Raw genomic sequence first — 26,600 nt, forward strand, 5'->3', positions numbered from 1 at the left:
TGTAAAAATAAAAAGGCCTCGATATTGAGGCCTTTTTTTATGCCAACTCGTCATCTTGCGGTTGAGGGGTTTTCAAATTATTTGAGGTTTTTGCATGTTTCTCTTTCATCACTGATGGGTAGTGCCATGAAGCAAATCGTACGACTAAAATAGATAAGGCTAAAATCAAAATTGAGCCTGTAATAATGACTTGATCGATATCCGCTTTATGATCATGTTGAATATCTGAAATGAGTAGACGGGTTAAGGCCGTAATCGCGACATAAATAAGAAAACGTACAGGCATATGATTGGTTTTAAAGTAAATTCCAACCATTGCTCCAAGTTCTAAGTAAATAAATAATAATAAAATATCATCAATTGAAGCATACTTTTTGACGGTCAGAATTTCAAAAACTGTATTGGCTGCCGACCATGCCACCATACACCCGATAATAAACAAGGCTAAATAATGGAAGGCTTCTACGGCGTAATGTCCGAAACGGTCAAGTATTCGTTCGTATTTTTTAGGATCAGGCATAATAAGATCTTTTGTTTACTTCGTAATGTTTAGAAATTAAACAAATTTTGTGCCAATGGAAATAGTAAATACAAAATAAAAAACGCCTGATTATTCCGGCGTTTTTATGAAGATTTAATTCAACTCAGGTACTAACTAAGGTGATATCCACTATAAATACAAAGACTATTTCAAATTTTTATATTGTTGAATGACATCTTCAAATACAATATGGCCTAAAAAGTTACCTGTACTCTTTACGGATTGTTCTTGTTCAATTGCATGTGCAAATTTAACCGCCGCCTCATTTTGTAATTGTTCATAAAGTCGTTTGCAGTTTGGAAATTGATCAATATCAATAACATTATGATATTTCAACCATCGTGCGATACCTGCGTAGTATCCGTCTACAAAAGACAATTGATCGCCCATTAGCCAAGTTTGATTTATCAGACTATTTTCTAAAGCGGTAAATGCTTTTTTAACTTGGACTGCTCCATATTCACGTAATGCTTGTTTATTACTTTCTGATGAAGAGTGTTCAAGACTATACCAGAGTGGGCTAAATGCATTGAATAAAGTCGTATTCAAAAAAGCTAGTTTCTGATTAAAGAGATTAAATTGTTCTGTTCCTTGTTCATAATGAAAAGCCGCATTCAGGCTTTTTGCCATGACATGGTTCAAGATAGCCATGCTTTCCGTTAAAACTTTACCATTATCGTAGAGCAGTGCAGGCGTTTCACCCATTGGATTAATTCTGCGGTATTCCTCGGTATTACACTGAGCCGGCATCTCAATTCTACAGAGTTGATAAGGTAAACCTGACCATTCCAAGGCAACAATTGAACCAAATGAGCAGCCAGAAGGGACGCCATAAAATAAAGTGAAAGTTGACATGATGATTACTCTTTTTTGATATGTAAAATCATCATAAGTCGACAGAAAAGTTTCTAGTAGTCAGGTATTATGAAACTTATTGTCTACATATATGGACATTGAATAATGCTACTTAGACAAAACTTGAATGATGTTTATCTCTTTGTTGTTGCTGTAGAGCATCAAGGATTTTCTGCCGCAGCTAAACAGCTCAATTTACCTAAATCAACTATTAGTAAGCGTGTTGCAATATTAGAAAATAAGCTGGGCTTAACGTTAATTCATCGTAGTTCACGTAGTTTTGTCTTAAGCGAATCAGGAAAACTGTTTTATCAACATGCCAAAAATGCAGTAGATGAGTTTCGTTATGCAGAAGAAAATCTATTAATACAACAACAAGAACCAAGTGGTGTAGTCAGGCTCAGTGCTTCTGTGCCCATTGCTCAGTATCTTCTATCTGATTGTTTGCCTGAACTTGCAGAACGTTATCCTAAGTTGTTATTACAAGTAGAGGTAACTGATCGTTACGTTGATGTTATGAGCGAAAACTTTGATATTGTGATCCGTAGTCATTTTCAACCACTGCCGGATTCTGGATTAATTCAACGTGTACTTAAAAATGACAAAATTATTGCTGTTGCAGCATCTACATATTTAAAGAAAACGGCTCCTATACATACACCAGAAGATTTGCTTAAACACGAAGGCTTATGGCCTGAATTGCAAATGAATCCATGGCATTTTCAAAATATAAATGGTCAGAAAGAGATAGTACGTCCAAACATCCGCTTTGTAGCAAATGAGTCGGAGATCTTAAAGGGGGCTGCAAAAAGGGGATTGGGTATTACGCTTTTACCTGAAACTTTTTGTATGAATGAACTATCTGAGGGTAGCTTAATTCATGTTTTGCCAGACTGGTCTGCTGGTAGCGTAACGACAAGTTTATTGATGTTGACAAGACGAGGGCTTTTACCCAGTGTCAATATTACAGCCGACTTCTTGGTCGAGAAATTAAAAACGTAAAAGTTATCTATCTTTTATGATTAGAAATAAAAAACGCCTGATTATTCAGGCGTTTTTTATAAAGAACTTAATTAAGCTTGATTTGTAAAGTAATCTTCACTAAAGCCCATAATTAAGTCAGAACCAGCTTTGATTTTAGCAATACGCGCATCAATATCTGGCAAGATACGTTCAACAAAGTACTGAGCCAAAGCAAGTTTGTTCTGATAGAAATCACCAGACTTATCTTTAGCAGCGGCAGCAATTTTTGCAAACATATATGAGAAGCTGAGTAAACCAACCGCATGTAAATAATCAACCGCAGCTGAGTTCGGGAACTCTACATTCTCAGCAGCTTGCTCAATAATAAACTGAGTGATTGCTTCAATTTCAGTTGCAGCATCTAAAGTTGCATCTTTAATGAAGTTCAAGTCAGTGTCTAGGTCATTTGCAAAGTCACGGATTTCAGTGATGTATTCAGCAATGAATGCACCGCCACATTTAATGGTTTTACGACCAATTAAATCTTGAGATTGAACGCCGTTGGTTCCTTCGTAGATTTGAGCAATGCGAAGGTCACGAATACATTGTTCCATACCCCATTCACGGATATAGCCGTGACCACCAAATACCATTTGAGCATCTAAAGTTGCTTGGAATGCTGTATCTGTGAGGTAAGCTTTTGCAATTGGAGTTAAAAGCGCAACGCGGTCATTGGCTTTTTTCACTGCTGCTGCATCAGTTGAGAATTTAGTAATATCGAGTTGTTGACCTACATAGACAGCAAATGCACGAGATGCTTCATTATTGGCACGTACATTTAACAACATACGACGTACATCACCATGCACTAAAATGCTGTCAGCAGGTTTATTTGGTGATTGAACACCAGCTGCACTGCGGCCTTGTAAACGGTCAGTCGCGTATTGAGCAGCATTTTGATAAGCAAATTCAGATGCACCTAAACCTTGAATACCCATTGATAAACGTTCGTAGTTCATCATCACGAACATTGCAGCAAGGCCTTCGTTTTCTTTACCAACGAGGTAACCTTTAGCTCCATCAAAGTTCATCACACAAGTTGCAGATGCTTTGATACCCATCTTATGTTCAATAGAACCTGGGCCAACATGGTTACGGTCGCCTAAAGAACCATCTTCATTTACAAGGTATTTCGGTACGATAAATAACGAGATACCACGTGAACCAGCAGGGGCATCTGGAGTTTTAGCAAGTACCAAATGAATGATGTTTTCTGCTAAATCGTTGTCACCGCCAGTAATGAAAATTTTAGTACCGGTAATGTTATAAGTACCGTCTTCATTACGTTCTGCTTTAGTTTTGATAATACCTAAGTCAGTACCTGCATGTGGCTCGGTTAAGCACATGGTACCTGACCATTCACCTGAATAAATTTTAGGTAAATAAGTTTCTTTTTGTTCTTGAGATGCGTAGCTGCTTAAAGCCATACCTGCACCCACTGAAAGAAGCGGGTAAAGCATGAAAGATGGGTTAGTCGTAAATAACATTTCATCAGAAAGAACGGTGAGCATTTTTGGCATGCCTTGACCGCCCCATTCCTCATCGGCACCTAAGCCAATCCAACCACCTTCTGCATATTGACGAAATGCATCTTTAAAACCAGCTGGTGTGAATACTTCGCCGTTTTCATAGCGAGCACCTTCTTCATCACCGGTACGGTTTAATGGATGAGTCACGTTCTGAGCAAATTTAGCCATTTCTTCTAAAATTGCTTCAGCTGTTGCAGCATCTACATGAGCGAGTTTCTCATTAGACTGCCAAAATTGTTCTGCTTTAAATACATCATTTAAGATGAATTTCATATCAGCTAAAGGAGCATTGTAAATTGGCATAATCGTTCACCTTTTTTGTGCACATTGGCCTGTGCTAGATATCCTGTAAAACGAAATGGATATGGAATTTAAAGTGTAAATTTATCATTGATTTTATAAAAAAAGGACCGTCAAAACTGAGCAGTCCTTTTTTGTTTTTTAACATTGCATATCGCAACTAACTATGGTTAGAAAGCGAAATGTTCAGCGTCTAATGACATTAATGGATCTAGACCACCTGCGATCACATCTACGTGAGAACGTACACGTGGCAAGATTTTCTTGAAGTAGAAACGAGCAGTAGTTACTTTCGCATTGTAGAAGTCAACATCGGTTGTACCTTCTGCCAATTTCTCTTGTGCTACAAGCGCCATACGAGCCCATAGGTAAGCTAAAGTGATATAACCTGCGAAGTATAGGTAATCTACAGCAGCAGCACCGACTTCATCTGGGTTTTGCATCGCACGCATACCGATTTGCATAGTAAGATCGCCCCATTCTTTGTTAAGTGCCGAAAGCGGTTCAACAAATTCTTTCATAGCAGCATTGTCTTTGTTTGCTTCTACGAATTTATGGATGATCTTGGTGAAATCACGAAGCATTGCGCCTTGAGTTTGCAATACTTTACGACCTAACAAATCAAGCGCTTGAATTTCAGTTGTACCTTCGTATAAGCAAGCAATACGTGTATCACGTACGATTTGCTCCATGCCATGCTCAGAAATAAAGCCATGACCACCGAAGACTTGTACACCGTGCTTAGCAGATTCAGAACCTGTTTCAGTTAAGAATGCTTTTGCAATTGGAGTCAATAAAGACAAGATGTTGTCAGCAAACTTACGCTCTTCTTCAGTTTCGCCTTTTTCAACGATATCTGCGTATTGAGCAAGTAAGTAAACAAGAGCACGACCGCCTTCAGCAAACGCTTTTTGAGTTAAAAGCATGTTACGAACAGCAGGGTGAACGATAATAGGATCTGCTTCTTTTTCTGGAGCTTTAGGACCAGAAAGTGAACGCATTGCTAAACGTTCTTTCGCGTAAGTTAACGCACCTTGGAAAGATGATTCAGACGCTGCTAAACCTTGAACAGCAGTACCAATACGTGCTGTGTTCATGAAGGTGAACATACAGTTCAAACCACGGTTTTCAGGTCCAATCAAGTAACCTTTAGCTTGGTCAAAGTTAATGACACAAGTTGCGTTACCATGAATACCCATTTTGTGTTCGATAGAACCACAACGTACCGCATTACGTTCGCCAATAGATCCATCTGCATTTACATTGAATTTAGGAACGATGAATAATGAGATACCTTTAGTACCTTTTGGTGCACCAGGTAGGCGAGCAAGAACGATATGGATGATGTTCTCAGCCATGTCATGTTCACCAGCAGAGATAAAGATTTTCTCGCCAGAGATTGCATAGCTACCATCAGCATTTGGTTCTGCTTTAGTACGGATAATACCTAAATCTGAACCTGCATGAGACTCAGTTAAGCACATCGTACCTGTCCAAACACCTGAAACAAGGTTTGGTAAGTAAGTATTTTTTTGTTCATCAGAACCGTGATGTTCTAACGTACGTACAGCTCCGTGAGACAAGCCTGGGTACATGCCCCATGCCCAGTTAGAGCTACCTACCATTTCAGAAATTGCGATACCTAAAGAGTTAGGTAAGGCCTGACCACCGTATTGTTCTTCTGCTGATAAAGACGGAAAGCCAAGTTCAATATATTTTTGATAAGCTTCTTTAAAACCTGTTGGAGTAGTGACTACGCCATCATTCCAAGTACAACCTTCACGGTCGCCCACTTGGTTTAAAGGAGAAAGCTCATTTTCACAGAAGTCCGCCGCAGCTTCTAAATATTGATCAACCAATTCACGGCTTACGTTACCTTGGAAATCAGGTAATTTTGCATAGTGTTCTTCAGCATTTAATAATTCATGCAAAACGAATTGCATATCACGTAAGGGCGCTTTGTATTGTGGCATATCGGGTTCCTCAATACTGGTGAAACCAGAGTTATAATCTTAATCTATGATAATGTGCCATGAGGCACCTTGGACTATTACATCGTGCAACAACTTGCATAACTGTACAAGCACCTCAGGACCTTTACTTTGTGACTGCAAAGTCAAGAAAAAAATGCTGAAACTATGTAAGTGCTTTGAGTGTAAATACTTTTGGTTATGTTTATATGATACAAATAGTCAAAATCGTAAACAGTTATGTATAAACAAAAGGCGCCTATAGGCGCCTTTTGTTTTATGATTTTTAGAATTATTTTGCTTGAACTGGTGCAGGAGCAGGGGCATTAACAGGTGGTTGAGGGCGTTTAGGTTCAAAACGAAGGTTACAAGTCCCTTCAAGTGTCTTATCCCCAACTTGAACACTTACGGGTTGTCCATTGGCCTTACCATCACATGCTTTTTGGATTTGTTCAAAGCGAGCTTGACGTTCTGCGCGGTGCTGTTCCCATGCAGCTTTTTGTTCTGGGGTGAACTCACGGTGCTTCATACGGTGGTGACCCTCACGTGGGCCATCTTGCATCATTCCATGCTCTGGTTTAGGTGGTTGAGTTGTCGATTGACACGCAGCCAAACTTCCCATTGTTACAATTGCCGCACTGAATAATGCAATTTTTGCTGTCATTTTCATATTTAAAGCCTTTTAATGTTGTGTTTTCTGATGGCTTAAAGATTAGATAATAAAGATGTAGAAACAATGGAGAGTTTTTCTTTTCGTTGTTGGTTACAATGCAAAATATAGGGTAAAAATGAGAGAGTGCTTTTGAACGTTCTACGTGTTCCCATTGCATTACGGTTATTTTTGACAGTCCTTCTCACCACATTGCTTATTGCGACTGCAAGCTTGAGCGTTTTGCACTGGACCATGCAAAAGAACTTTGCCAAATACGTGGCTGACGTTGAAATGCAGAAACTAGACCGCCTCATTACCAATCTTGGCGATGTCTATACCGTGTACCATGATTGGGGAAATGCGATTCAGGCACAGATTTTACAAATCGAAGGAACCGCGGCTCCCGATGACTACGATCGTCTCTCGCAGTGGTGGCTCCGTCGCCAATATGACATTGCCATACAGCAGCATTCTTTTGATGAACACGCGCTCATCAATATTTCGCCTCAAGTTGCGCCGACAAATAAAAATACTATTTTTAGTGATGAGGAATTAAGAGCACTCGAGCAAAATTTACCTTCACAGTATCAACCCTTTGAAGGATTACGTTTCCCTTTAAGCGCAAATCAGTTTCGCCCAAGTGATGATAAAAATAAATCAAAGAAGGGAAGCTTAAAAGATATTGAAACCCAAAATGGAAAGAAACGTTTTATCGCTTTACCAGACCGTTTAGGATTGAGTTCGCGTCTATCTCTATATGATGCACAGCACCAGTTTGTGGTAGGTGAACCGCCTTCTTCAGATCAGATGTCATTTCGCCCAATTATTTTAAATAATAAAGTCGTGGGATATTTAGGTTTAAAGCCTGTTTTAGATAAAGAAGACGCTTTGAGTATTAATTTCTTTAGTAATCAAAAACGTTATTTACTCTTAATCTATGCTTTAACCTTACTATCAAGTTTAGTTGCAGCACTGTTAATGGCGACTTATTTTAAAAAGCCAATTCAGCGTTTATTAAATGCAACCAATGAATTAACCAAAGGAAATTATCAACACCAAGTGGTCATTAAGCGAAATGATGAGCTAGGTGATTTATCAACCCAGTTGAACCATTTGGCAGAGATTTTACATCAGCATGAAGAGTCACGACGTCAATGGGTGGCAGATACTTCTCATGAATTAAAAACGCCTTTGGCTGTATTGCAAGCACAAATTGAAGCGATGCAAGACGGGATTCGAAAAGCAACTCCTGAACATTTAGATGCAATGATGCGTCAGGTTTCAAGCTTGAAAAAATTGACCCAAGACCTTGCAGACTTGGCGCAGGCAGATGCTCAGCAGCTTAAGTGTTATTTGAGCTCTGTAAATCCATGGGAAGTGGTACTACAAGAAGTTGAAAACTTTAAACCCAAACTTGAGCAGGCTGGTCTCGAAATTCAAGTTGAAGGAACAAGTTCTCCGCTATTATTAGACCGTGACCGTTTTAAACAGATTATTGTTAATTTAATTAGTAATAGTATTCGTTACACAGAAACAGGTGGCAAAATTCATATTCATACAAGTCAGACTCCTCAAGAGTGGACGTTATATGTCGATGATAGTCCTTATGGTTTAAGTGATGAGCAGTTATCCCGTTTAGGTGAACGTTTCTATCGCGTAGATGATTCGCGTACGCGTAGTACAGGTGGAACAGGGCTGGGCTTAGCTTTGTCTTGTAAGATTGCGCAGGCGCTTGGTGGTACACTCAGTTTTGAACATTCACCATTAGGTGGTTTACGTTGTGTACTTACTTTTAAAAAGCAGAGTTAAATATAAAAGGAAAAATATCTCATGAAACATGTGATGTTGGTTGAAGATGAAGTCGAATTGGCGCATTTGGTGCGTGATTATCTTGAAGCTGCCGGTTTTGAAGTAAGTATGTTTCATGATGGTCAAGATGCCTATGCGAGTTTCCAGCAACGTAAACCAAATTTGATGATTCTGGACTTAATGGTTCCACGAATGGATGGTTTAACGATTTGCCGTAAAGTTCGTGAACAGTCAGATTTACCGATTATTATGGTCACTGCCCGTACCGAAGAAATTGACCGAGTATTAGGTCTTAACATGGGCGCTGATGATTACGTATGTAAACCATTTAGCCCAAAAGAGTTGGTGGCTCGTGTACAAGCTGTTTTACGTCGTTTAGAGCGTAAGGCAGAGCCTGAGCAAAATGATTCTTTCCGAATTGATAAAGCACAACAAAGAATTTGGTATCAACAAAAATCGTTGAGCTTAACGCCAACCGAATTTCGCTTACTTGAGCTATTTTTAGAGCATGTGGGGCAAGTTTACTCACGTGCACAATTATTAGATCACATTAATCCAGACAGCTTTGATGTTGCCGATCGTGTGATTGACAGCCATATTAAAAACTTGCGCCGAAAAATTAGTGAAGCAGCAGAAACTGGTAACCGTCATGAGTGGATTCAAGCAGTTTATGGTGTAGGTTATCGCTTCGAATATCCTGAAGAGTAAGTCTTCATAAAAGTTATTCTGTGGATAACCACAATGTTATCCACAGAAAATGTGGATAGTTTTAAAGATTTTATGGATAAATTATAATCTTGGTATGATTGGGTACTAATTGCCAAATTTCATCTATATCTACATTTCTAACCGCGATACATCCTAACGTCCAATCCTTATGGGGCATATAAGTCGAGCTAAAAGGCATCGAGAGTAATGATTTCGGAACAGATCCATGAATCATGATATCTCCTCCCGTTGGTTGATTATGTTGCTTGGCATAAGCAATATCTTTCGCATCGGGATAGGAAATATGCAAAGATTTATAGTAAGCACTTTGTGAGTTTCGCCAATCTATAGAATAAATCCCTTCAGGTGTTTTACCGTCATTTTCAAAATGTTTATGTCCTTTAGGATTAAAGCCGAGGCGAATCGGATATTGCCGAATCACGTCCTGATTACTCTTGAGCAGAAGTAGGCGTTGGTTTTTAAACACTTCAATTGAGGTGACGGGCTTTGTCTTGATTAGTTCCAAGATCTCTTTACTTGAAAGCGCTTTATGGGATGAGGTAAAAGTCTGTAAAAATTTTTCATATTTATAAAAAGCGATTCCGAGTGGAACTATAAGAAGTGTACAAATAATGATAGGTCTAATTTTCATATATTATTTTTTATACTCAATGAACTCTCTTAAGTGTTGAGAATGACTTAAGAGAGTTTAGTTTTTTAATATTAAGATGAACAGCTTACTGCTACATCTGGAACATCACTTGGTAATGGTCCTAAGTCTTGTGGTTGCTCAAGCTCTGGTTGTCTTGTGTATGGGTGATTAAGTAGCTTAAATAAACGATCTACTTCACTAAAATCATCTCGTTCAGCTGCTTCAATAGCACGCTGTGCCATGTGATTACGTAAAATATAAACTGGATTTGCTTTTTGCATATTTGCATCCAGCTCATCAATATCTTGATGTTCACGAATACTTTGATATTGGCTAAGAAACTCATCAAACTGTCGAATATCAAGGCAATCATCTCGTAGAGTCTTATATTCTTTATTTTGAAGTCGGATAAAGCTCTGAGTGTAATCGAGTTGTTCAGTTTGTAAGATTTTTAAAAAACTAAAACTACAATCAAGACTGTCTTTATGAAAATGGGGAAGTCCCATTTTTTGACATAAACCAGTTGTGTAATGTTCAATAAAAGTCGGTTCAAATTGTTCTAAGCAACGTGCTAACTCTTCTTTAAACTTATCTTTTTGTTCAGGTTCAGCGAGAGGGATTAAGTTATTTAGCCACGTCCATAAGTTCCAATGGCCTATACTCGGTTGATTTTGATAAGTATAACGACCTTGATAATCTGAGTGATTGTTAATCCAGTTGGGGCGGAATCGCTCCATAAAACCATATGGCCCAAAATCGAGTGTTGAACTCGTAATATTTAAGTTATCGGTATTCATCACGCCGTGAGCAAACCCAACCAATTGCCATTTCGCAATCATAATTGCAGTACGTTCAACTACCTTTTTAGCAAAGGATAAAATTGGATTTTCAGTTTCTAAGCATTCTGGATAATGCCATTCAATACATTTTTGAGTGAATTCTGACAGCAATTCAGGCGCATATTGATTAATCCATTCGAAGTGTCCTAAACGAATATGACATTCAGATGTTCTAAGTAGCATTGCGCCTAACTCTAGTTTTTCACGCTGTACACCTTGAGTCGAGGTTGTAAAACCGACTGCATGACTAGATGCGACGCCTAAAGCATTTAAAGCATGTCCTGCTAAATATTCACGGACCACAGAACGTAATACTGCTCGCCCATCTCCCATTCTTGAATAAGGCGTAGGACCTGCACCTTTGAGATGAAGGTCGATGGTTTGGCCCTTTGTATTCAGTATTTGTGCAATTAGTAAACCACGTCCATCGCCGAGTTGTCCTGCCCATTGTCCGAATTGGTGGCCAGCATAGACCATCGCAAGAGACGGAAATTCAGGGAATGTACGCTGTCCACTACAGATCTCAACCCATGCATTTTTATCGTCTTCTGACCATTGCAGTTCATCAGCCAAAGCATTGTTAAAATGTCCTGCTTTTGCACCACGTAAAGGTGATGGTTGCTGAACATGAAATAATTTAGACGGAAGTGAAGGGTAGAGCGGATTAAACTGCATAGGCTTAGCAAAATAGAGAGAGCAGATTTCACTATAACACAGTTAAAAAGCAGGCATAAAAATAGCTCCCGAAAGAGCTATTTTAGATCAGAATTTATTTTAGTCTGACACCACGTTGGTATTCTTTTTAACACTACGCATCAGTGTTTCTAAGCATTCGCGGTGATGACTTAAACGGTGTTCAAGCAATTGAAAATCAACTTTAAGCTTATGATCCATTCTATGAATCTTTTCAGCCATTGCTGCTTTTTTAGCTTGTAACTCTTGTTCTTTAAGTTTTGCCCAATCATTTAAGGTGTGTGTAAATGCTTCGTACTCTTGTGCAATACGTTGCTTCATTTGAGTAATGTCTGCATTTACATCATGACCATAAATAGCGAGGTCTTGTTCAGCGTATTTAAATTTCATCGCCAGTTCTGCTTTTTTAATATTAAAGCTTGGAATACGACGTAAATTTTTAGCTAAACCAATTTTAGAACATGACCAGATCAACCATTTTGTTGGGTCATATTGCCACCATTTCACACCATTACGATAGTCGTATTGGAAGATATGGTGATAGTTGTGGTAACCCTCGCCCCAAGTGGCAATGGCTAACCAGAAATTATCACGTGCTGAGTTTTCGTCTGTATAAGGACGTTTACCAAACATATGGCAAAGCGAGTTAATAAAGAATGTAACTTGATGGCTAATGATTAAACGTAAGAGACCACCTAGAAGGACTACACCCCATAGGTCGCCAGTTGCCCAACCGATTAAACTTAAAATACCAACATGAACTGCAACTACAAGTAGCGCGTAATATTTATGCTGGAACATGACCAATTTATCATTGAGTAGGTCTGGTGCATTTTTAAAGTCTGGCTCAGATGGTGAATGATCGCGGATCATCCAACCCATATGGGCATACCAAAAACCACGTTCAATTGAATACGGATCTTCCTCAACATCATCAACATGTCGATGGTGAGTACGGTGACCAGATGCCCAGAACAAAATACTATTTTGTACGGCAAATGTTCCACCGATCATTAAAAGAATTTTAAGCGGTAACGACGCTTCATAAGCTCGGTGAGCCCAAAGGCGATGGTAACCAGCAGTAATCCCCATACTACTTAGAGCTAAAAGAAAAAATAAGCTTACCCATGCGCTTACACTAAAATCATAATAATACGCATAAATCGGGATTATGATTGCGGCAAGAATTGGTAAACCAATTAAGGTAATGCTAGCGGTCCAGTTAATTGGGGCTTTGAGTGGGGCGGAAGTCATATCCGGCAGCGCTCCTAGAATCCTTGTGAAACAAGGTACAAAGACAAAACGACATAGCAAAACCAATCATCAAGATATATTGCTATTCTATCCTTCATATTAGCACGTGCTTAGTGAGAATCACTAGCATTATTGTACAGATGTATTGAAAGAACCGTAACAGAATTAAACTATGTCAAAGAGTTTTTCAAGCAGGAGAAATTGTTTAATGAACGTACAACGATTGAAAAAAAAGAACAGCATTGATATTTCAAGAAAATTATCATTGAAGTGTATCTTGGTCACAATCAGTCTTGTATTAGCCGCATGTCAAAGTGCACCCGAACAAACTACGAAAAAAGTTCAACCAAAAAGAACAGTTCATCAGACTCAAACCCCTGTTGTAAAAAAGAGAGTGAGTGCTGATGGCATTCAAGATATTGATTGGCAGATCACTCAGATCAGTGGTCATAAGGCAAAATTCTTTAACCAATGGCCAACTCTTTCACTGAACTCAGCAGTCAAAACAGTATCGGGACATACTGGCTGTAATGCTGTTTTTGGCCGTTACACCTTTAATTTCAGCCAGCAAAAACTTGATATGCAAGTAAATGCAGGTCATTCAAGCTGTGATGGTGCTTTGGCTCAAGAGGCAGAGCTGGTAGATGCTTTGCAACGTATCCAACGCTTCCAACTCGTAGGTAATACACTATATCTACTTGACCAAAGTGGTCAGCGCCTCATTCAGGCACAAAAGAAATAAAAGGTGGTTTTTACCACCTTTTTTATATTTACAGGGCTTGTAACATCGTAGTTGGAATATCTGTAATTAAGCCCTGAATCTCTAAATCACGCAGCTTTTTTGCTCTTTCTACATCATTGACTGTCCACACACTAATGTTCAAACCAGCTTGATGTGATAGTTGGATCATTTCATCTGTTGCCAGCTGATCATGCCAACCAATATGACCGCAACCATATTGATGAGCGAGTTCAATTGCTGTTGCTCCCACTGGAAGCTCCACTAACAATCCACGTTTGAATTGAGAGTTTATATCGCGTAAGGCAGTTAAAATTTGAAGATCAAAACTTGTGATGGTTACGACTTTCTCAAAACCCTGTAATTCCGTCTCAAGCTTTTGAACGAGCTTTTCGGCCAATGCCATATCTCTTACAGCTTTAACTTCAACTTCAATATGATCGAAATTATCAAGTAAGTTTAAAACAGTTGTAAGTGTAGGCGTTGGTTCTGGAGTCGGCCAATTGGGCCAGCTTTGACGATGATCGAGTGATAACGCTTGAGCTAAAGTAGATTGCTCTACAACTTGATCGACTCCAGCTGTACGCAAAAAATTGTCATCATGAATAACAACTAACTCTTGATCTTGAAGCTGACGAATATCAAATTCGACACCACGAATACCTAAGTCTTTTATGTGCTGAAACCCACCAAGTGTATTTTCAGGAGCTTCTCGGCGTGCACCACGATGACCAATAATGCGCATAATTTTCTTCTATAAAATCTTGTGATTATGGTCTCTTTAAAAAGAGCAGAGACCATGTTTTAATCTAATCTATTTTTAAATAATCTCATTAATATTTTTTTGCCAAAGCACTTCTTGTCCACCTTCAGCACGCTGTAAAGCACGCGATGCGACAAATAACCAATCAGATAGACGGTTTAAAAGTTGGAGTGCTGTAGCTTGAATATTTTGATCACGAGTTTGCACCGACATGAGTGATCGCTCTGCACGACGACAAACGGCACGAGCTTGATGAGCGTAACTGCAAGATAAGGAGCCAGACGGTAGAATAAACTCCTTAAGCATCGGTAAGTCTTCATTCATACGGTCAATTTCTTTTTCCAGAAATTCAATACAAACCGGCTGGAGTAGATTGTAATTTGGAATACAAACCTCTCCACCTAAGTCAAAAAGCCAATGTTGAATCAGACTTAAGCTTTTATCCCAATCAGCCTTATTAGTTACTTGACTAGCTGTGATTTGAGCACGAAGTACCCCAATAATTGCGTTGAGTTCATCAACATCACCAAGTGCCGTAATTCGTAAATCATCCTTGGCAACACGAGAACCATCGCCTAAACCTGTTGTACCTGAGTCGCCTGTGCGTGTATAGATTTTGCTTAAACGGTGTCCCATGATAGATATCCTGAACATAAAAAAGGGATAATGTCGGTCAGAACATTACCCCGAAACTGGAGTTAAGAAAATATTTTTATAGTTGGCGTGAGAAATTAATAACGGAAAGTTACGCCAACAGAAGCTTGACGGCCACCGTTCACATACCAGTTACTAAAGTTGTAAACTGTTTTATATTCAGCATCACCTACATTTTCGATATTAGTAAATACTTTAACATTTGGATTGATATTCCAGTAAGCATTTAAATCGACAGTAGCATAGCCTGGTACTTTTTGTGGATTAGAGCTATTCTGCGCATTAGAGCTAGAGCGGGCAATAACAGAAGCGCTAACACCGTAAACAGCATTTTCTAAGCCTGTAGTTAAGGTAAGTGTTTGTTTAGGTCGATAAGCAATTTCTAAACCAGTTTCTTTATTCTCAGTTTTTACATAGGCATATTCAGTCGATAAAAATAGATCATCTTGTTTCCATTTAAATCCAACTTCTCCACCAGAAAATTGTGCTTTGTTTAGATTTTCATAAGTACTTGTCGTTGTATTAGTTGCAACATCAAAGCTTGAAGTTGAGGCAATTAAATTTTTGACGTCTGTTTTGTATGCCGATAAATATGCTGTTAATGCAGGAGTAAACTGATGATCTAAGCCAATTTCATATGAAGTACTTTCTTCTGGTTTTAGATTAGTATTCCCATAAGTATGATAAATTCCAAAAGAACCATAATCCGCTTCGCTGTGATAATACAATTCAGTAAGTGAAGGAGCTCTAAATGCTGTTCCGATATTTGCATATATACTGGTTGACGGTAATACAAAGTAACGAATAGCCCCTTGTCCTACATTATGTGTTCCAAATTTTTCATTATCTTCGAGGCGGATGCCTAATTGCGTACTGATTTTATCAGTTTTATATTGATGTTGTAGATAATAGCCAGTAGAGTCAATATCTTGCTTTCCATTTAAAATGGAGGCATCTTGATACTCTGTATTATCAATACTTGTGCCAACCAAGATGTTTTGTGCCTGTGTAAATTGCCACTTAACATTTAAATCACCTTCATTGCGTTTAGTGTCGGCATGATAAGGTGATGATTCACGATACTTTTGTGTATCTTTAAAATTAGAATATCTTGTATTGATAGTGATATTAGTTGTCGGTTTGTATTCGACTCTGGTACTGACTAACTGATTGTCAAACTCACGTTTAGCTGTATTACTTATGCCACCATTGTCTGAATAATTATTAGCGCCTTTATTTTGAGAAATTTCAACACTTGTATTTAAATTATTTTTATTGTCATATCCTAATTTTGCGCTATAACCTTTTTGATCATAAGCAGCTTTTAAATTGTCTGGTTGTGTGTTGAAAATATGTGTTCCATCACTTTCCATACTTTGCCCACGAATCTGAGCAAAGAATCCTGCATCACTGACCAAATCTGTTCCAATAATGGCCTTATAAGTATTATCTTCACCATAAATACCTGTAACGAATGCAGAGTTTCTTTCAGGTGTAGATGTAATCATTTGAATCACACCACCAATCGCATCAGTACCATATTGAACTGATGCAGGACCTTTTAATATCTCAATGCGGTCAAGATTAGTTGTATCTAAAAGTTCAGGATAGATTGGGGAAAGGGTATTTGGAGTATTTAGACGTGCTCCATCTTTTAATAACAGTACATGATTTGGATTTGTACCACGAATCAAAAGATTAGTGCCTTGTCCAAGACCACCATTTTGTTTGATATAAATAGATGCATCTTTTTGTAAGATATTAGATAAATTTGAAATAGGATTTTTTTCAATTTCTTCTTTTGAAATCACTGAAATACGCGCCGGAACCTCACTGGCTTTTTCAGCACTTTTTGAAGCAGTCACTACAATTGGATCAAGCTGAGTTACATTCGTTGTATCTTCAGCAAAAATAACAGGTGAACACCCCATCGCAATAGCGATAGCCCCTACCAGACGAGTAGGTTGAAAAGACTTAGACATAACATGCTCCATACATTCACCCCACGTGAATGATCGGGTAGATAGATGAAACAAGTAGGTCTCCGGACTTCAGCGCCATATTTAATTTATGGACATATTCACCTTCCCACATTACTGCAGTGGTGTAAGTCGAGAACGACTTAAAAAATATGCTTTACATTGTTACCGTTGCGGGGGCAGTGCCGGACTTTCACCAGCTTCCCTAAAGCATGAATTGCTTACACTTGCTTCCAATTTTACGCAGTATAAAGTGGCGATTTACTTCATACAATGTCATTTGGAGCAATTCCCTGAGAACTTTTACGCAAGGGACAAAAATTGCATTACAATGGCGCTTATTTTAAGAAATGGTTGTAGTTTAGGCAGATCATGAGCCAATCAAACCAAAAACGTACACGAGCAAAAATCTGTGGAATTACTCGCATTCAAGATGTTCAGGCAGTTGTTGTTGCTGGAGCAGATGCGATTGGTTTTGTTTTTTTCCCGCCAAGTCCAAGACATGTAACGGTTGAACAGGCCCAAGAATTAGCAAAAGTAATTCCACCTTATGTACAAATGGTAGGTTTGTTTGTAAATGCGAGTGCTGCTGAAATTCAGGATGTACTTGATTGTGTTCCCCTAGATGTATTACAACTACATGGCGATGAAACTCCAGAACAATGTCAGGAAATTGCTCGCCATTGTAAACGTCGCTGGTATAAAGCGATTCAGGTTAAACCTGATCTGGATGTAGTTGCTGAAATTCAAAAATATCAGGCAGCTGGTGCCAGTGCTGTATTGCTCGATGCGTGGCATCCTGAGCTCAAAGGGGGCACAGGACATCAGTTTGACTGGTCTAAATTCCCAAAACTTGATATTCCATTAATCTTGGCAGGCGGTTTAACCCCTGACAATGTCATTGACGCTATTCATACTACCGGTGCTTTTGCAGTAGATGTGAGCGGAGGCGTAGAGTCCGCAAAAGGTATAAAAGACCAACAACTCATTGAACGATTTATGCAAGGAGTCCAACGTGGATCAGCAAAACAATGTGATTGACTATACACAGTACCCAGATGCTGCAGGGCATTTCGGTATCCATGGCGGACGTTTTGTGTCAGAAACTCTAATGGCGGCATTAGAAGATTTAGAAAATCTCTATTCCCGCATGAAAAATGATGAACAGTTTTTGGCAGAATTCGACCGTGACCTCGCCTACTATGTAGGTCGTCCTAGTCCACTTTATTATGCTGAGCGATGGTCAAAAGAGTTAGGTGGTGCGCAAATTTACCTTAAACGTGAAGACTTAAACCATACAGGCTCACACAAGGTAAACAACACGATTGGTCAGGCGTTATTGGCAAAGCTTTCTGGTAAAAAACGTATTATTGCCGAAACTGGTGCTGGGCAGCATGGTGTAGCAACAGCAACAATTGCAGCACGTTTAGGTCTTGAATGTGTTGTTTATATGGGTGCTGAAGACGTTAAGCGTCAAGCGATGAACGTTTATCGTATGCGTTTGTTGGGTGCTACAGTTGTTCCTGTACAAAGCGGCTCTAAAACGCTGAAAGATGCCATGAACGAAGCGATGCGTGACTGGGTAACCAACGTTGATACGACGTACTATGTGATTGGTACAGTTGCAGGCCCGCATCCATATCCTCAATTGGTTCGTGACTTCCAGTCGATTATTGGTCGTGAAGCACGTAAACAGATTTTGGAACAAGCAGGTCGCTTACCAGATGCATTAGTTGCCTGTGTGGGTGGTGGTTCAAATGCAATGGGCTTGTTCTATCCATTCTTAAACGATGCCAACGTGAAAATGTATGGTGTTGAAGCAGCTGGTTTTGGTATTGAAACTGGTAAACACTCTGCACCATTAAATGCGGGTCATGTGGGTGTATTGCACGGTAACCGTACTTACTTGATGAGTGATGAACAAGGCCAGATTATTGAGACACATAGTATCTCGGCGGGCCTTGATTATCCGGGTGTCGGTCCTGAACATAGCTTCTTGAAAGATATGAAGCGTGTAGAGTACGTGCCGATTAATGATACAGAAGCTCTACAAGGTTTCCGTGATTTAACTAAAATTGAAGGGATTATTCCTGCGCTTGAAAGCTCGCATGCGATGGCTTATGTCTCTAAGCTTGCACCGACGATGTCTAAAGATCAGATTATTATTGCGACTGTTTCAGGTCGTGGTGATAAAGATTTAATGACAGTTGCACGTATTGATGGCGTAGAAATGGTCGAGATGTAAGAGGATATAATGCCAAGTTTGTTTATGGTGATGTTAGGCGGGCGTCATGCACGCGCTAATACAGAAGTTCATGATGTAGTCATGGCTGTAGGAGATACTTTGGAAGAAGTTTATCCTCAACTTAAACAGGCTTGGTTTGGTGAGGCTCAAGGATTGCATATTGATGCTTGGGCCAAGCTCTCAGGAGTTAGCTCTCAAGGGCAAAATTATCAAATTCACTTTACAGATGCTGCTCCACAACCAGATGATTTAAAATTATATTTAATTAATCTGGGGGGATATAATGCAAGTGAATTCGGTGAACTTCACCGTTATGAGTTTGTGGTTGCACCGAATGCGGTAGTTGCCAAACAATTAGGTAAACAATTTATAGATCGGCAGTGGCAAAAAGCACATACAGATCGAGTCATTGATATTGATGACTGCTTAGCAATAGATTGTGTAGCAGGGCGCTATATTCATTTAATAAAAGGCGATTTTGCTGAAACAATTTGGGAAAATACGTATTTGACCGTGGTATAGGTCATTTGAAATCTAATATTCATATGGAAGTGGGTAAATGGATTTAATTCAAGAAAATGGACAGCCTCGCTACGGGCGTTTTGAATCTGTACCGTCAACCATTCACGTACAACATTATATTTATAAAACCCCTTATGGTAAGGTCCTTAAAGGCTGGCGTAAGCAATTAAAATATAAAAAATTTAAATTCTGCGGCATTCAACATAAACACTATAGTATTGGTCTGGCAATTGCAGATATTGGCTGGGTTGGGCACGGTTTTTTCTATATTTATGACCATGAAACAGAGCAAGTTATCGAATGGAATGCGATTCAGCCTTTGGGACATAAAACCTATCTTGATGAACAGCCCTTATTTAATCAAAGTTATTTTTCTAAATCGCCTTATCAGTTTGATATCCAGCATGCCAATGGTGTGCGATATATCCGAGTCACTAAATATGGTGAGATTCAACTTAGCGCTCGTATTTTTTGTGCTGGAACCGATATATTAAGTTTGTGTACACCAACTGGCATCAATGGTTGGACTTATACCCAAAAGCAGACCACATTGGCTGTAGAGGGAATGTTTATTAATAAGCAAAACCAAGTCGTACAATTTGATGAAAAGACATTTGCCTCTTTAGATGATACCTGCGGTTTTTTGCGACCTGAAACGGCTTGGTTCTGGCTTTCATGTAATTTCTGGGATGAGCAAGGGCGTCGTATAGGGCTAAATCTGGCTTCTGGTGTTAATGAAAGTTTTGGTAATGAAAACTGCTTATGGATTAACGGAGTCTTATTTCCACTAACTGATGTTTTATTTGAAAAAGTAAATGATGAGCTTTGGCAAATTAGCTCTTTAGATCAAAAGCTTAATCTCCAAGTGCATATTGGTTGGTGCCGATATGAAAATATAAACTTAAGAATGATCGGCAGCCAGTTCAACCAGTGGCAAGCTAAAATTAGCGGCGCGATTGAGCATGAGGCAACCGATATCATCAATTGCAACGAACAATATGGTTTACTAGAACAACATTATGCGAAATGGTAACAAGCAGGTTATAAACCTGCTTGCCAGAATGCTTCACCAGCTGCAATAGGATCATTGGTCTTTTCGAGTGTTTCAATCCAAACAGGATATTGACGAATGACTGGATGCTGACTTGGATGAAAGTCTTTTTTAAACCAATCTAAATATTGGTTTTTCATAGCGGTTAATGTCCCATTTTTGCCAAAGAACCAAGGTAAACCTTTAAGGTTCATCAAGAGTCTTTCTCTTGGACTAAAGCCATCACATTTCAACATGATGTTGGTGCGATAGAGTGTAAAGCCAAACATCAGTACTGTTGTAAGAACCAATACAAAACGACGAGTCGACTCAGGAACTTCACCCACCTGTTTCATGACATCAAAAGCAACATCACGGTGCTCCATCTCTTCAATGGCATGCCACGCGAATAGCGCTCGAACATAGGGGTGAGCATTTTCTAAAGTTTTTTTATGGCTATAAAATGTTTCTGCCATTAATGCTGTTAAATGTTCCGCTGCCGCTGTCATCGCAATATTGTATTGTGGTGAGCGTTTGGTGAGTTCAAAACGAAAAATTCTTTTAAGTGTGGCTGTGAACTGGTCAACAGGCATGCCTTGCTCTTTCATGAGCTGATTCATTTTGTCATGTGCAATACCGTGTTGAGCTTCTTGTTTAATAAAGTCTGCAACCCGTTTTTGTAGTTCGGGATCATCAATTTTGTCTCGGAACATACGGACACATTCAATAAAATAACGCTCTCCATCTGGAAAGGTTAAGCTGAGCGCATCAAACATACGAGTCAAAAAAGGATCATTATTAAACCAAAAGCGAGGCGCTTCATTTAAATGAAAATCCAGATCTTTACGAACCACTGGCTCGACCTGATAAGAAACATGTGCGTTCATATTTTTATTTCTCGCATCTAACATGTTCATTAGTATGTCGCTAATAGTCGGCTTTGTTTTGACAGTTATTGCCAATTTTTATACAGTTTGCGACAAGATGGCATTAAAAAAAGGATGAGCCATGCAGGATTTTACGATTTCAAATGGCTACTTTTATCTGTGGAATACTTATCTAAAAGAAAAAGGAATCGATTGGCAGGCATTAAACCTTACAGATGTTCAGGCCCGTCAAGTTCAAAATATTTTAGCTTCATCTATTGATGCTCAATCTTCTTTAAACTTTTTTCTTGAACTTTTAGAGCTGACAGAGTCTCGTCTACAAGTTTCTAATTTAGCCCTAGAAATGGCAACTTGTATTACACCTGCCAATTTTGGTGTACTGGGATACATGGCTTCTCGAAGTGGCAGCTTTGCAGAGGTTCTTGAATATGTCATGAAATTTCATCGTCTCGTGATTGACGGTGAGCAAGTCGTGCCTATGCAAGTTGAACAAGATGCTTCTAACATTCGTTTGTATTGGCCGCTAGTTGATGCCAGTAATATCATACTTTGTGAGCTGACTTTAGCTGCTATGGTGCAGCTTGCTAAACAAATTGCCCCTTTCCATGATTTTCTCTTGCAGCATGTTGAGTTTGTGCACCGCTCACGTGGTCCATTGGTACATTATCAGCGTTTCTTTCAATGCAAATTGTCATTTGAACAACCTTACTATGCATTAACTTTTGCAAGTGAGGGATTGAATGTTCGTCCTCGACATGCGGACCCCAGCTTAATGCAACTTTTAGTGAAACAAGCAGAAGAGGCATTGGCTCAGCGGAAAATACATACAGATTTAGCTCAGCAAATACATTGGATTGTTCATGAATATTTCAAACACAAGCAACAAGCCCCTAAAATAGAGGATATTGCCATCGAGTTGAATATTTCAGTACGAAGCTTGCAGCGTCAATTACAGTCATTAAATACTTCATTTAAATTAATTTTAGATACTGAACGCATGAAACGCTGTGAAATATTACTTCACCAAAATGAAAGCCTCACCACAATTGCTGAACAGTTAGGATATTCGGATCAGTCGGCACTTGCACGGGCTCATAAAAATTTGACAGGACAAACTTTACTCATGCGGAAAAGGGAATTACAACTCGCCAATAAAAATATTGAGAAATAAGTTTTGCATGATTGATTTTTGATCGGATGGCGATCTAATAATGGCTCGAAAATAGGAAGCTTTGATCATTGAGAAAAGTTTCAAAATATTGATAAATGTACACCATGGGTTGTATGAATCATACAATCGAATATCGCCATAACGTTAGACCTGTTCAATGGACAAAAAATAGCGTTAAAATGCGATGTTCTTGTATTTCTACAAACAACTCCTCAATTTTAAATAATTCAAGGAAAGCACAACCCTATGTCACGTCTTGCCACCCGTTTTGAAAAGCTTAAGTCCCAACAACGTAAAGCGCTTGTATCTTATGTTATGGCGGGTGATCCACAGCCACAAGTAACGGTTCCGTTACTGCATAAAATGGTTGCGGCAGGAGTAGATGTCATTGAGCTTGGTTTACCATTTTCAGATCCAATGGCTGATGGTCCGGTAATTGCGCTTGCAGCTGAACGTGCGCTTGCAGCAGGGACTAACACGTTGGATGCACTCAACATGGTAAAAGAGTTCCGTGAGCAGGATCAGGAAACACCTGTTGTTTTAATGGGTTATCTCAATCCGGTTGAAGTGATTGGTTACGAGAAGTTTGTTTCTCATGCGAAACAATGTGGTGTAGATGGCTTATTACTTGTGGATTTACCACCAGAAGAGTCAAAAGAATTTGGTGCTGTGTTGAAACAACATGATATGGACCAAATTTTCTTACTTGCACCAACTTCTACAGATCAACGCATTCAACATGTGACAAATCAGGCAAGTGGTTTTATTTACTACGTTTCACTTAAGGGTGTAACTGGAGCAGCAACACTTGATACGGCAGAAGCTGCTGCACGTATTCAAAAAATCAAAAATGCCACTAATATTCCAGTGGGTGTTGGTTTTGGTATTAGTGATGCCGCTTCAGCAAAAGCAATGGGTAATGTTGCTGATGCCGTGATTGTGGGTAGTGCTTTCGTTAAAAATTTTGCAACGTTGGCAGCGGATGACGCTGTTGAACAGACGGTGAGTAAAGTCAAGGAGCTTCGAGCAGCGCTCGATGAGTTAGTATGAATCAAGAAGTGAAACCAGGGAAAGTTCTTAGCCCTTCGACACCATGGACAAAACGTCCGGTTCCAGGTATTGAAGTCGCAGATGAGCAACAAATTCTCAAAGCAACATTTACTGAGCCAACGATTGAATGTCCTGAATGTCATGCACTAGTGACACGTACAGCAATTTCTTTCAATGCATATGTTTGTCCGCAATGCGACGAACACTTACGAATGAAAGCTCGTGACCGCTTGAACTGGTTCTTCGATAATGTTGTAACTGAATTGGGTCAAGAATTTACTGCAAAAGATCCATTAAAGTTTGTTGACTCTAAACCGTATCCAGATCGTATGCGTGAAGCGCAAAGCAAAACTGGTGAAACGGAAGCATTAATTGCCATGCAAGGTAACTTAAATGGCGTAGATATGATTGCATGTGCTTTTGAGTTCGACTTTATGGGCGGCTCAATGGGTACAGTTGTCGGTGACCGTTTTGTAAAGGCCGCCGAGCTTGCAATTGAAAAACGTCAGCCATTAATCTGTTTCGCAGCTTCTGGCGGTGCGCGTATGCAAGAAGGTATGTTATCGCTTATGCAAATGGCGCGTACTTCTGCTGCGATTCAAAAATTAAAAGATGCTGGCTTACCATATATCGTTGTGTTAACACATCCTGTGTATGGTGGTGTAACAGCTTCTTTAGCAATGTTGGGTGATATTCATATTGCTGAACCTAAAGCGATGATTGGCTTTGCTGGTAAGCGTGTAATTGAGCAGACTGTACGTGAAACTCTTGAAGAACCGTTCCAACGTGCTGAATATTTGCTTGATCATGGTGTAATCGATCAGATTGTTCATCGTCATGCTTTACGTGATACTGTATCTCGACTTGTATCGAAATTGATGAACTTACCTTGAACCAACAAGCTCCACTTTCAATAGACTCTTTAGATACATGGCTCAATTATTGGAGCCATGTTCACGTTACAGGGATAGATCTTGGTCTGGAACGTGTAATTCCTGTTGCAGAAAAGCTGGGTGTAACTCAGCCTAATGCTAAAGTTTTTACAGTAGCCGGAACGAATGGTAAAGGCTCAACCACAACCACACTGGCTGCGATATTAAACGCACAGGGTTATAAAGTTGGGTTATATCAGTCACCGCATATCTATCGCTTTAATGAGCGAGTTAAACTAGGTGGAGTTGAAGTCGATGATCAAAGTCTGATTGATGCTTTTGTTCAAGTCGATCAGGCTCGTCGCGATTGTGATTTAAGCTTATCTTTTTTTGAAGCAACCACTTTGGCTGCTTTTGTTATTTTTAAACAACAACAATGTGATGTATGGGTGCTCGAAGTCGGTTTGGGCGGGCGTTTAGATGTCGTCAATGTGATTGATCCCGACATTGCAGTGATTACTAATATTGGCCTAGATCACATAGACTGGTTAGGCGATACCATTGAAAAAATTGCTTTTGAAAAAGCAGGCATTATTCGTCCACATATTCCAGTTATCTTCGCTGGTGAGCAACAATTACCGCAAGCAATTCAAGATAAAGCACAAAGTTCACAAGCAGACTTATATACCGTTAATCGTGATTATTTTTATAAGCTCGCAGAAGATGGACAAAACTGGTACTTTGCTTCAGAAGGAACCACTTTAAAACTTCCTTTAGGTACATTAGCGATTGAAAATATTGCAGGAGCAGTTGCGGCCATTTTAAATAGCGGACTTGAGATTTCTCAGTCAGCATTAGAAAAAGGTATTCAATCTGCTCGCTTAGCAGGGCGTTTTGAACAGCGTCAAGTAGATGGGAAGACGGTCATTTTTGATGCTGGGCACAATCCACATGGTGTTGAATTTTTGTTAAAGCAATTGCGAAATTTCTTAGAATACAATAAACAGTACACAGAAGTTGTCGCAGTATTTTCAATGCTGGCAGATAAAGATATAAAATCAGTAGTCGATTTATTGAAACCTACTGTTTTACATTGGAAAATTGCTGAATTGAATGTGCCGCGTGCTGCACCGATTCAGCAACTCAATGATGCCTTGCAAGGCCAGACAGTACAACAATATGGCAATATCAAAGAGGCTTTTAAATCAGCGCTTGAGCAAACAAATAACAATCAGCTGATTTTGGCCTGTGGTTCGTTTCATACTTTAGAAGCGATTTGGGAGTATTTGGAAGAATGTCAATGAATAACAAACAACGCTGGATGGGTGGCGTTGTTTTACTAGGAGGTGGTGTTTTATTGGCAGCATTACTTCTAAAAGGAAATGAGGAAATAAAACAGGTTGAAGCTCAACCATCCGCATCCACATCGCCAAAAACTCAAACTAAACCAAAACAGACTACTGAAGGGCAAATGGTACAACTACAACCGCTTGCGGTTGATGTTGAAACTGAAAAACGTTTGCTAGAAGAACAGCGTCGTGCGCGTGAAAAGGCCGTTGCTGAACAAGAAGCACGTGCAGCTGAGTTCTTAGCAATGCAGCAGCAAGCTGAAGCTGATGCTGCTCGTAAAGCTGCAGCAGAGTACGCTGCGATTAATGCGCGCCGTACAGCGGCTCAAGAAAGTTCAGATAATATTCCACCGGAGTTAGTGGGTGAGGCGAAAGCTAAAAACCAGCAAACCAATACGGTGAATAAAACAACTGATACTTCAAAAATAGATGCAGACAAAAAAGCTGCTGAAGCAAAACGCCAAGCAGAAGCAGACAAGAAAGCAGCTGAAGCTAAACGACAGGCAGAAGCAGA

Annotated in this window: 24 protein-coding genes, 1 pseudogene and 1 riboswitch; of the genes and pseudogenes, 13 read left to right on the forward strand and 12 right to left on the reverse strand. The window is 39.4% G+C overall.

The annotated features are described in order from the left end of the window. Positions 1-37: 37 nt before the first annotated feature. Entirely contained in the window at positions 38-520 is a 483-nt protein-coding gene (locus F928_RS04590; RefSeq protein ID WP_002116490.1) for a phosphate-starvation-inducible protein PsiE, read from the reverse strand. 165 nt (positions 521-685) lie between these two features. Then, on the reverse strand, positions 686-1,396 hold the full coding sequence (locus F928_RS04595) for a glutathione S-transferase family protein (RefSeq protein ID WP_005072687.1): 711 nt from the start codon (positions 1,394-1,396) through the stop codon (positions 686-688). A 123-nt stretch (positions 1,397-1,519) separates the two neighbouring features. On the opposite strand from F928_RS04595, the gene F928_RS04600 reads away from it, so the two are divergent. Further along, positions 1,520-2,398 carry a LysR substrate-binding domain-containing protein gene (locus F928_RS04600; protein WP_078210307.1) on the forward strand — a complete coding sequence of 293 codons (879 nt, stop codon included), beginning with the start codon at positions 1,520-1,522 and terminating at the stop codon, positions 2,396-2,398. Positions 2,399-2,469: 71 nt separating this feature from the next. Here the strand turns inward: F928_RS04600 and acdA are convergent, their stop codons facing one another. The 3 genes from acdA to F928_RS04615 form a co-directional block, all read right to left on the reverse strand. Then, positions 2,470-4,251, reverse strand: a complete 1,782-nt coding sequence (acdA, locus tag F928_RS04605) for an acyl-CoA dehydrogenase C-terminal domain-containing protein (RefSeq protein ID WP_005072693.1) — start codon at positions 4,249-4,251, stop codon at positions 2,470-2,472. A gap of 167 nt (positions 4,252-4,418) precedes the next feature. After that, the gene (locus tag F928_RS04610) at positions 4,419-6,221 is read right to left on the reverse strand and encodes an acyl-CoA dehydrogenase C-terminal domain-containing protein (RefSeq protein WP_005072697.1); all 1,803 of its coding nucleotides are present in this window, start codon (positions 6,219-6,221) and stop codon (positions 4,419-4,421) included. 289 nt (positions 6,222-6,510) lie between these two features. After that, complete coding sequence (locus tag F928_RS04615) at positions 6,511-6,888, reverse strand: hypothetical protein (RefSeq protein WP_002116027.1); 378 nt, start codon at positions 6,886-6,888, stop codon at positions 6,511-6,513. A gap of 132 nt (positions 6,889-7,020) precedes the next feature. Between F928_RS04615 and baeS the strand changes: the two genes are divergently transcribed. Continuing rightward, entirely contained in the window at positions 7,021-8,679 is a 1,659-nt protein-coding gene (baeS, locus tag F928_RS04620) for a sensor histidine kinase efflux regulator BaeS (protein ID WP_005064224.1), read from the forward strand. Between the two features lie 21 nt (positions 8,680-8,700). Further along, positions 8,701-9,387, forward strand: coding sequence for a response regulator (gene baeR, locus F928_RS04625; protein WP_002116101.1), 687 nt, complete (start codon positions 8,701-8,703; stop codon positions 9,385-9,387). 70 nt (positions 9,388-9,457) lie between these two features. On the opposite strand, the gene F928_RS04630 is transcribed toward baeR, so the two are convergent. From F928_RS04630 to F928_RS04640, 3 genes are all read right to left on the reverse strand, one after another. Next, positions 9,458-10,039: a L,D-transpeptidase family protein gene (locus F928_RS04630; protein ID WP_005072701.1), complete on the reverse strand. Its 582-nt coding sequence runs from the start codon at positions 10,037-10,039 to the stop codon at positions 9,458-9,460. 71 nt (positions 10,040-10,110) lie between these two features. After that, positions 10,111-11,553, reverse strand: a complete 1,443-nt coding sequence (locus F928_RS04635) for a protein adenylyltransferase SelO (protein WP_005072704.1) — start codon at positions 11,551-11,553, stop codon at positions 10,111-10,113. A gap of 99 nt (positions 11,554-11,652) precedes the next feature. Further along, complete coding sequence (locus F928_RS04640; protein WP_005072705.1) at positions 11,653-12,825, reverse strand: acyl-CoA desaturase; 1,173 nt, start codon at positions 12,823-12,825, stop codon at positions 11,653-11,655. 208 nt (positions 12,826-13,033) lie between these two features. Between F928_RS04640 and F928_RS04645 the strand changes: the two genes are divergently transcribed. Continuing rightward, complete coding sequence (locus tag F928_RS04645) at positions 13,034-13,567, forward strand: META domain-containing protein (RefSeq protein ID WP_002116542.1); 534 nt, start codon at positions 13,034-13,036, stop codon at positions 13,565-13,567. A gap of 28 nt (positions 13,568-13,595) precedes the next feature. Here the strand turns inward: F928_RS04645 and ugpQ are convergent, their stop codons facing one another. The 3 genes from ugpQ to F928_RS04660 all read right to left on the reverse strand — a co-directional run bounded on the left by ugpQ (position 13,596) and on the right by F928_RS04660 (position 16,975). After that, on the reverse strand, positions 13,596-14,309 hold the full coding sequence (gene ugpQ / locus F928_RS04650; protein ID WP_002116248.1) for a glycerophosphodiester phosphodiesterase: 714 nt from the start codon (positions 14,307-14,309) through the stop codon (positions 13,596-13,598). A gap of 75 nt (positions 14,310-14,384) precedes the next feature. Next, positions 14,385-14,963 carry a cob(I)yrinic acid a,c-diamide adenosyltransferase gene (locus F928_RS04655; RefSeq protein ID WP_002116384.1) on the reverse strand — a complete coding sequence of 193 codons (579 nt, stop codon included), beginning with the start codon at positions 14,961-14,963 and terminating at the stop codon, positions 14,385-14,387. A 95-nt stretch (positions 14,964-15,058) separates the two neighbouring features. Further along, positions 15,059-16,975, reverse strand: coding sequence for a TonB-dependent receptor plug domain-containing protein (locus F928_RS04660; protein ID WP_016805929.1), 1,917 nt, complete (start codon positions 16,973-16,975; stop codon positions 15,059-15,061). 23 nt (positions 16,976-16,998) lie between these two features. Then, positions 16,999-17,206, reverse strand: a riboswitch (cobalamin riboswitch). Positions 17,207-17,332: 126 nt separating this feature from the next. Here F928_RS04660 and trpF point away from each other — a divergent pair. From trpF to F928_RS04680, 4 genes are read left to right on the forward strand one after another with little or no spacing between them, the layout of a single operon-like run. Beyond that, a complete protein-coding gene (trpF, locus tag F928_RS04665; protein ID WP_005064242.1) occupies positions 17,333-18,001 on the forward strand; it encodes a phosphoribosylanthranilate isomerase in 669 nt (222 codons plus the stop codon). Beyond that, on the forward strand, positions 17,976-19,205 hold the full coding sequence (gene trpB, locus F928_RS04670) for a tryptophan synthase subunit beta (protein ID WP_002116129.1): 1,230 nt from the start codon (positions 17,976-17,978) through the stop codon (positions 19,203-19,205). The genes trpF and trpB overlap by 26 nt, the downstream gene beginning before the upstream one ends. A gap of 9 nt (positions 19,206-19,214) precedes the next feature. Continuing rightward, positions 19,215-19,727: a DUF1543 domain-containing protein gene (locus F928_RS04675; protein ID WP_005072710.1), complete on the forward strand. Its 513-nt coding sequence runs from the start codon at positions 19,215-19,217 to the stop codon at positions 19,725-19,727. Positions 19,728-19,764: 37 nt separating this feature from the next. Next, complete coding sequence (locus tag F928_RS04680) at positions 19,765-20,760, forward strand: DUF2804 domain-containing protein (protein WP_005072713.1); 996 nt, start codon at positions 19,765-19,767, stop codon at positions 20,758-20,760. Between the two features lie 8 nt (positions 20,761-20,768). Here F928_RS04680 and F928_RS04685 read toward each other — a convergent pair whose 3' ends face one another. Further along, the gene (locus F928_RS04685; RefSeq protein ID WP_005072715.1) at positions 20,769-21,644 is read right to left on the reverse strand and encodes a metal-dependent hydrolase; all 876 of its coding nucleotides are present in this window, start codon (positions 21,642-21,644) and stop codon (positions 20,769-20,771) included. A 121-nt stretch (positions 21,645-21,765) separates the two neighbouring features. Here F928_RS04685 and F928_RS04690 point away from each other — a divergent pair, with 121 nt between their 5' ends. The 5 genes and pseudogenes from F928_RS04690 to F928_RS04710 all read left to right on the forward strand — a co-directional run. Further along, entirely contained in the window at positions 21,766-22,815 is a 1,050-nt protein-coding gene (locus F928_RS04690) for an AraC family transcriptional regulator (RefSeq protein ID WP_005072716.1), read from the forward strand. A gap of 246 nt (positions 22,816-23,061) precedes the next feature. Continuing rightward, positions 23,062-23,865, forward strand: a complete 804-nt coding sequence (trpA, locus tag F928_RS04695; protein ID WP_002116163.1) for a tryptophan synthase subunit alpha — start codon at positions 23,062-23,064, stop codon at positions 23,863-23,865. Further along, on the forward strand, positions 23,862-24,758 hold the full coding sequence (gene accD / locus F928_RS04700) for an acetyl-CoA carboxylase, carboxyltransferase subunit beta (RefSeq protein ID WP_002116475.1): 897 nt from the start codon (positions 23,862-23,864) through the stop codon (positions 24,756-24,758). The genes trpA and accD overlap by 4 nt, the downstream gene beginning before the upstream one ends. Next, the gene (folC, locus tag F928_RS04705; RefSeq protein ID WP_002116034.1) at positions 24,755-26,041 is read left to right on the forward strand and encodes a bifunctional tetrahydrofolate synthase/dihydrofolate synthase; all 1,287 of its coding nucleotides are present in this window, start codon (positions 24,755-24,757) and stop codon (positions 26,039-26,041) included. Before accD ends, folC begins: the two co-directional genes overlap by 4 nt. Then, positions 26,032-26,600: pseudogene (locus tag F928_RS04710) on the forward strand (SPOR domain-containing protein); the annotation flags it as partial. The gene folC and the pseudogene F928_RS04710, both read left to right, overlap by 10 nt.

The sequence above is a fragment of the Acinetobacter pittii ATCC 19004 = CIP 70.29 genome (assembly GCF_000369045.1).
In the GTDB taxonomy this organism is placed as follows: Bacteria; Pseudomonadota; Gammaproteobacteria; order Pseudomonadales; family Moraxellaceae; genus Acinetobacter; species Acinetobacter pittii.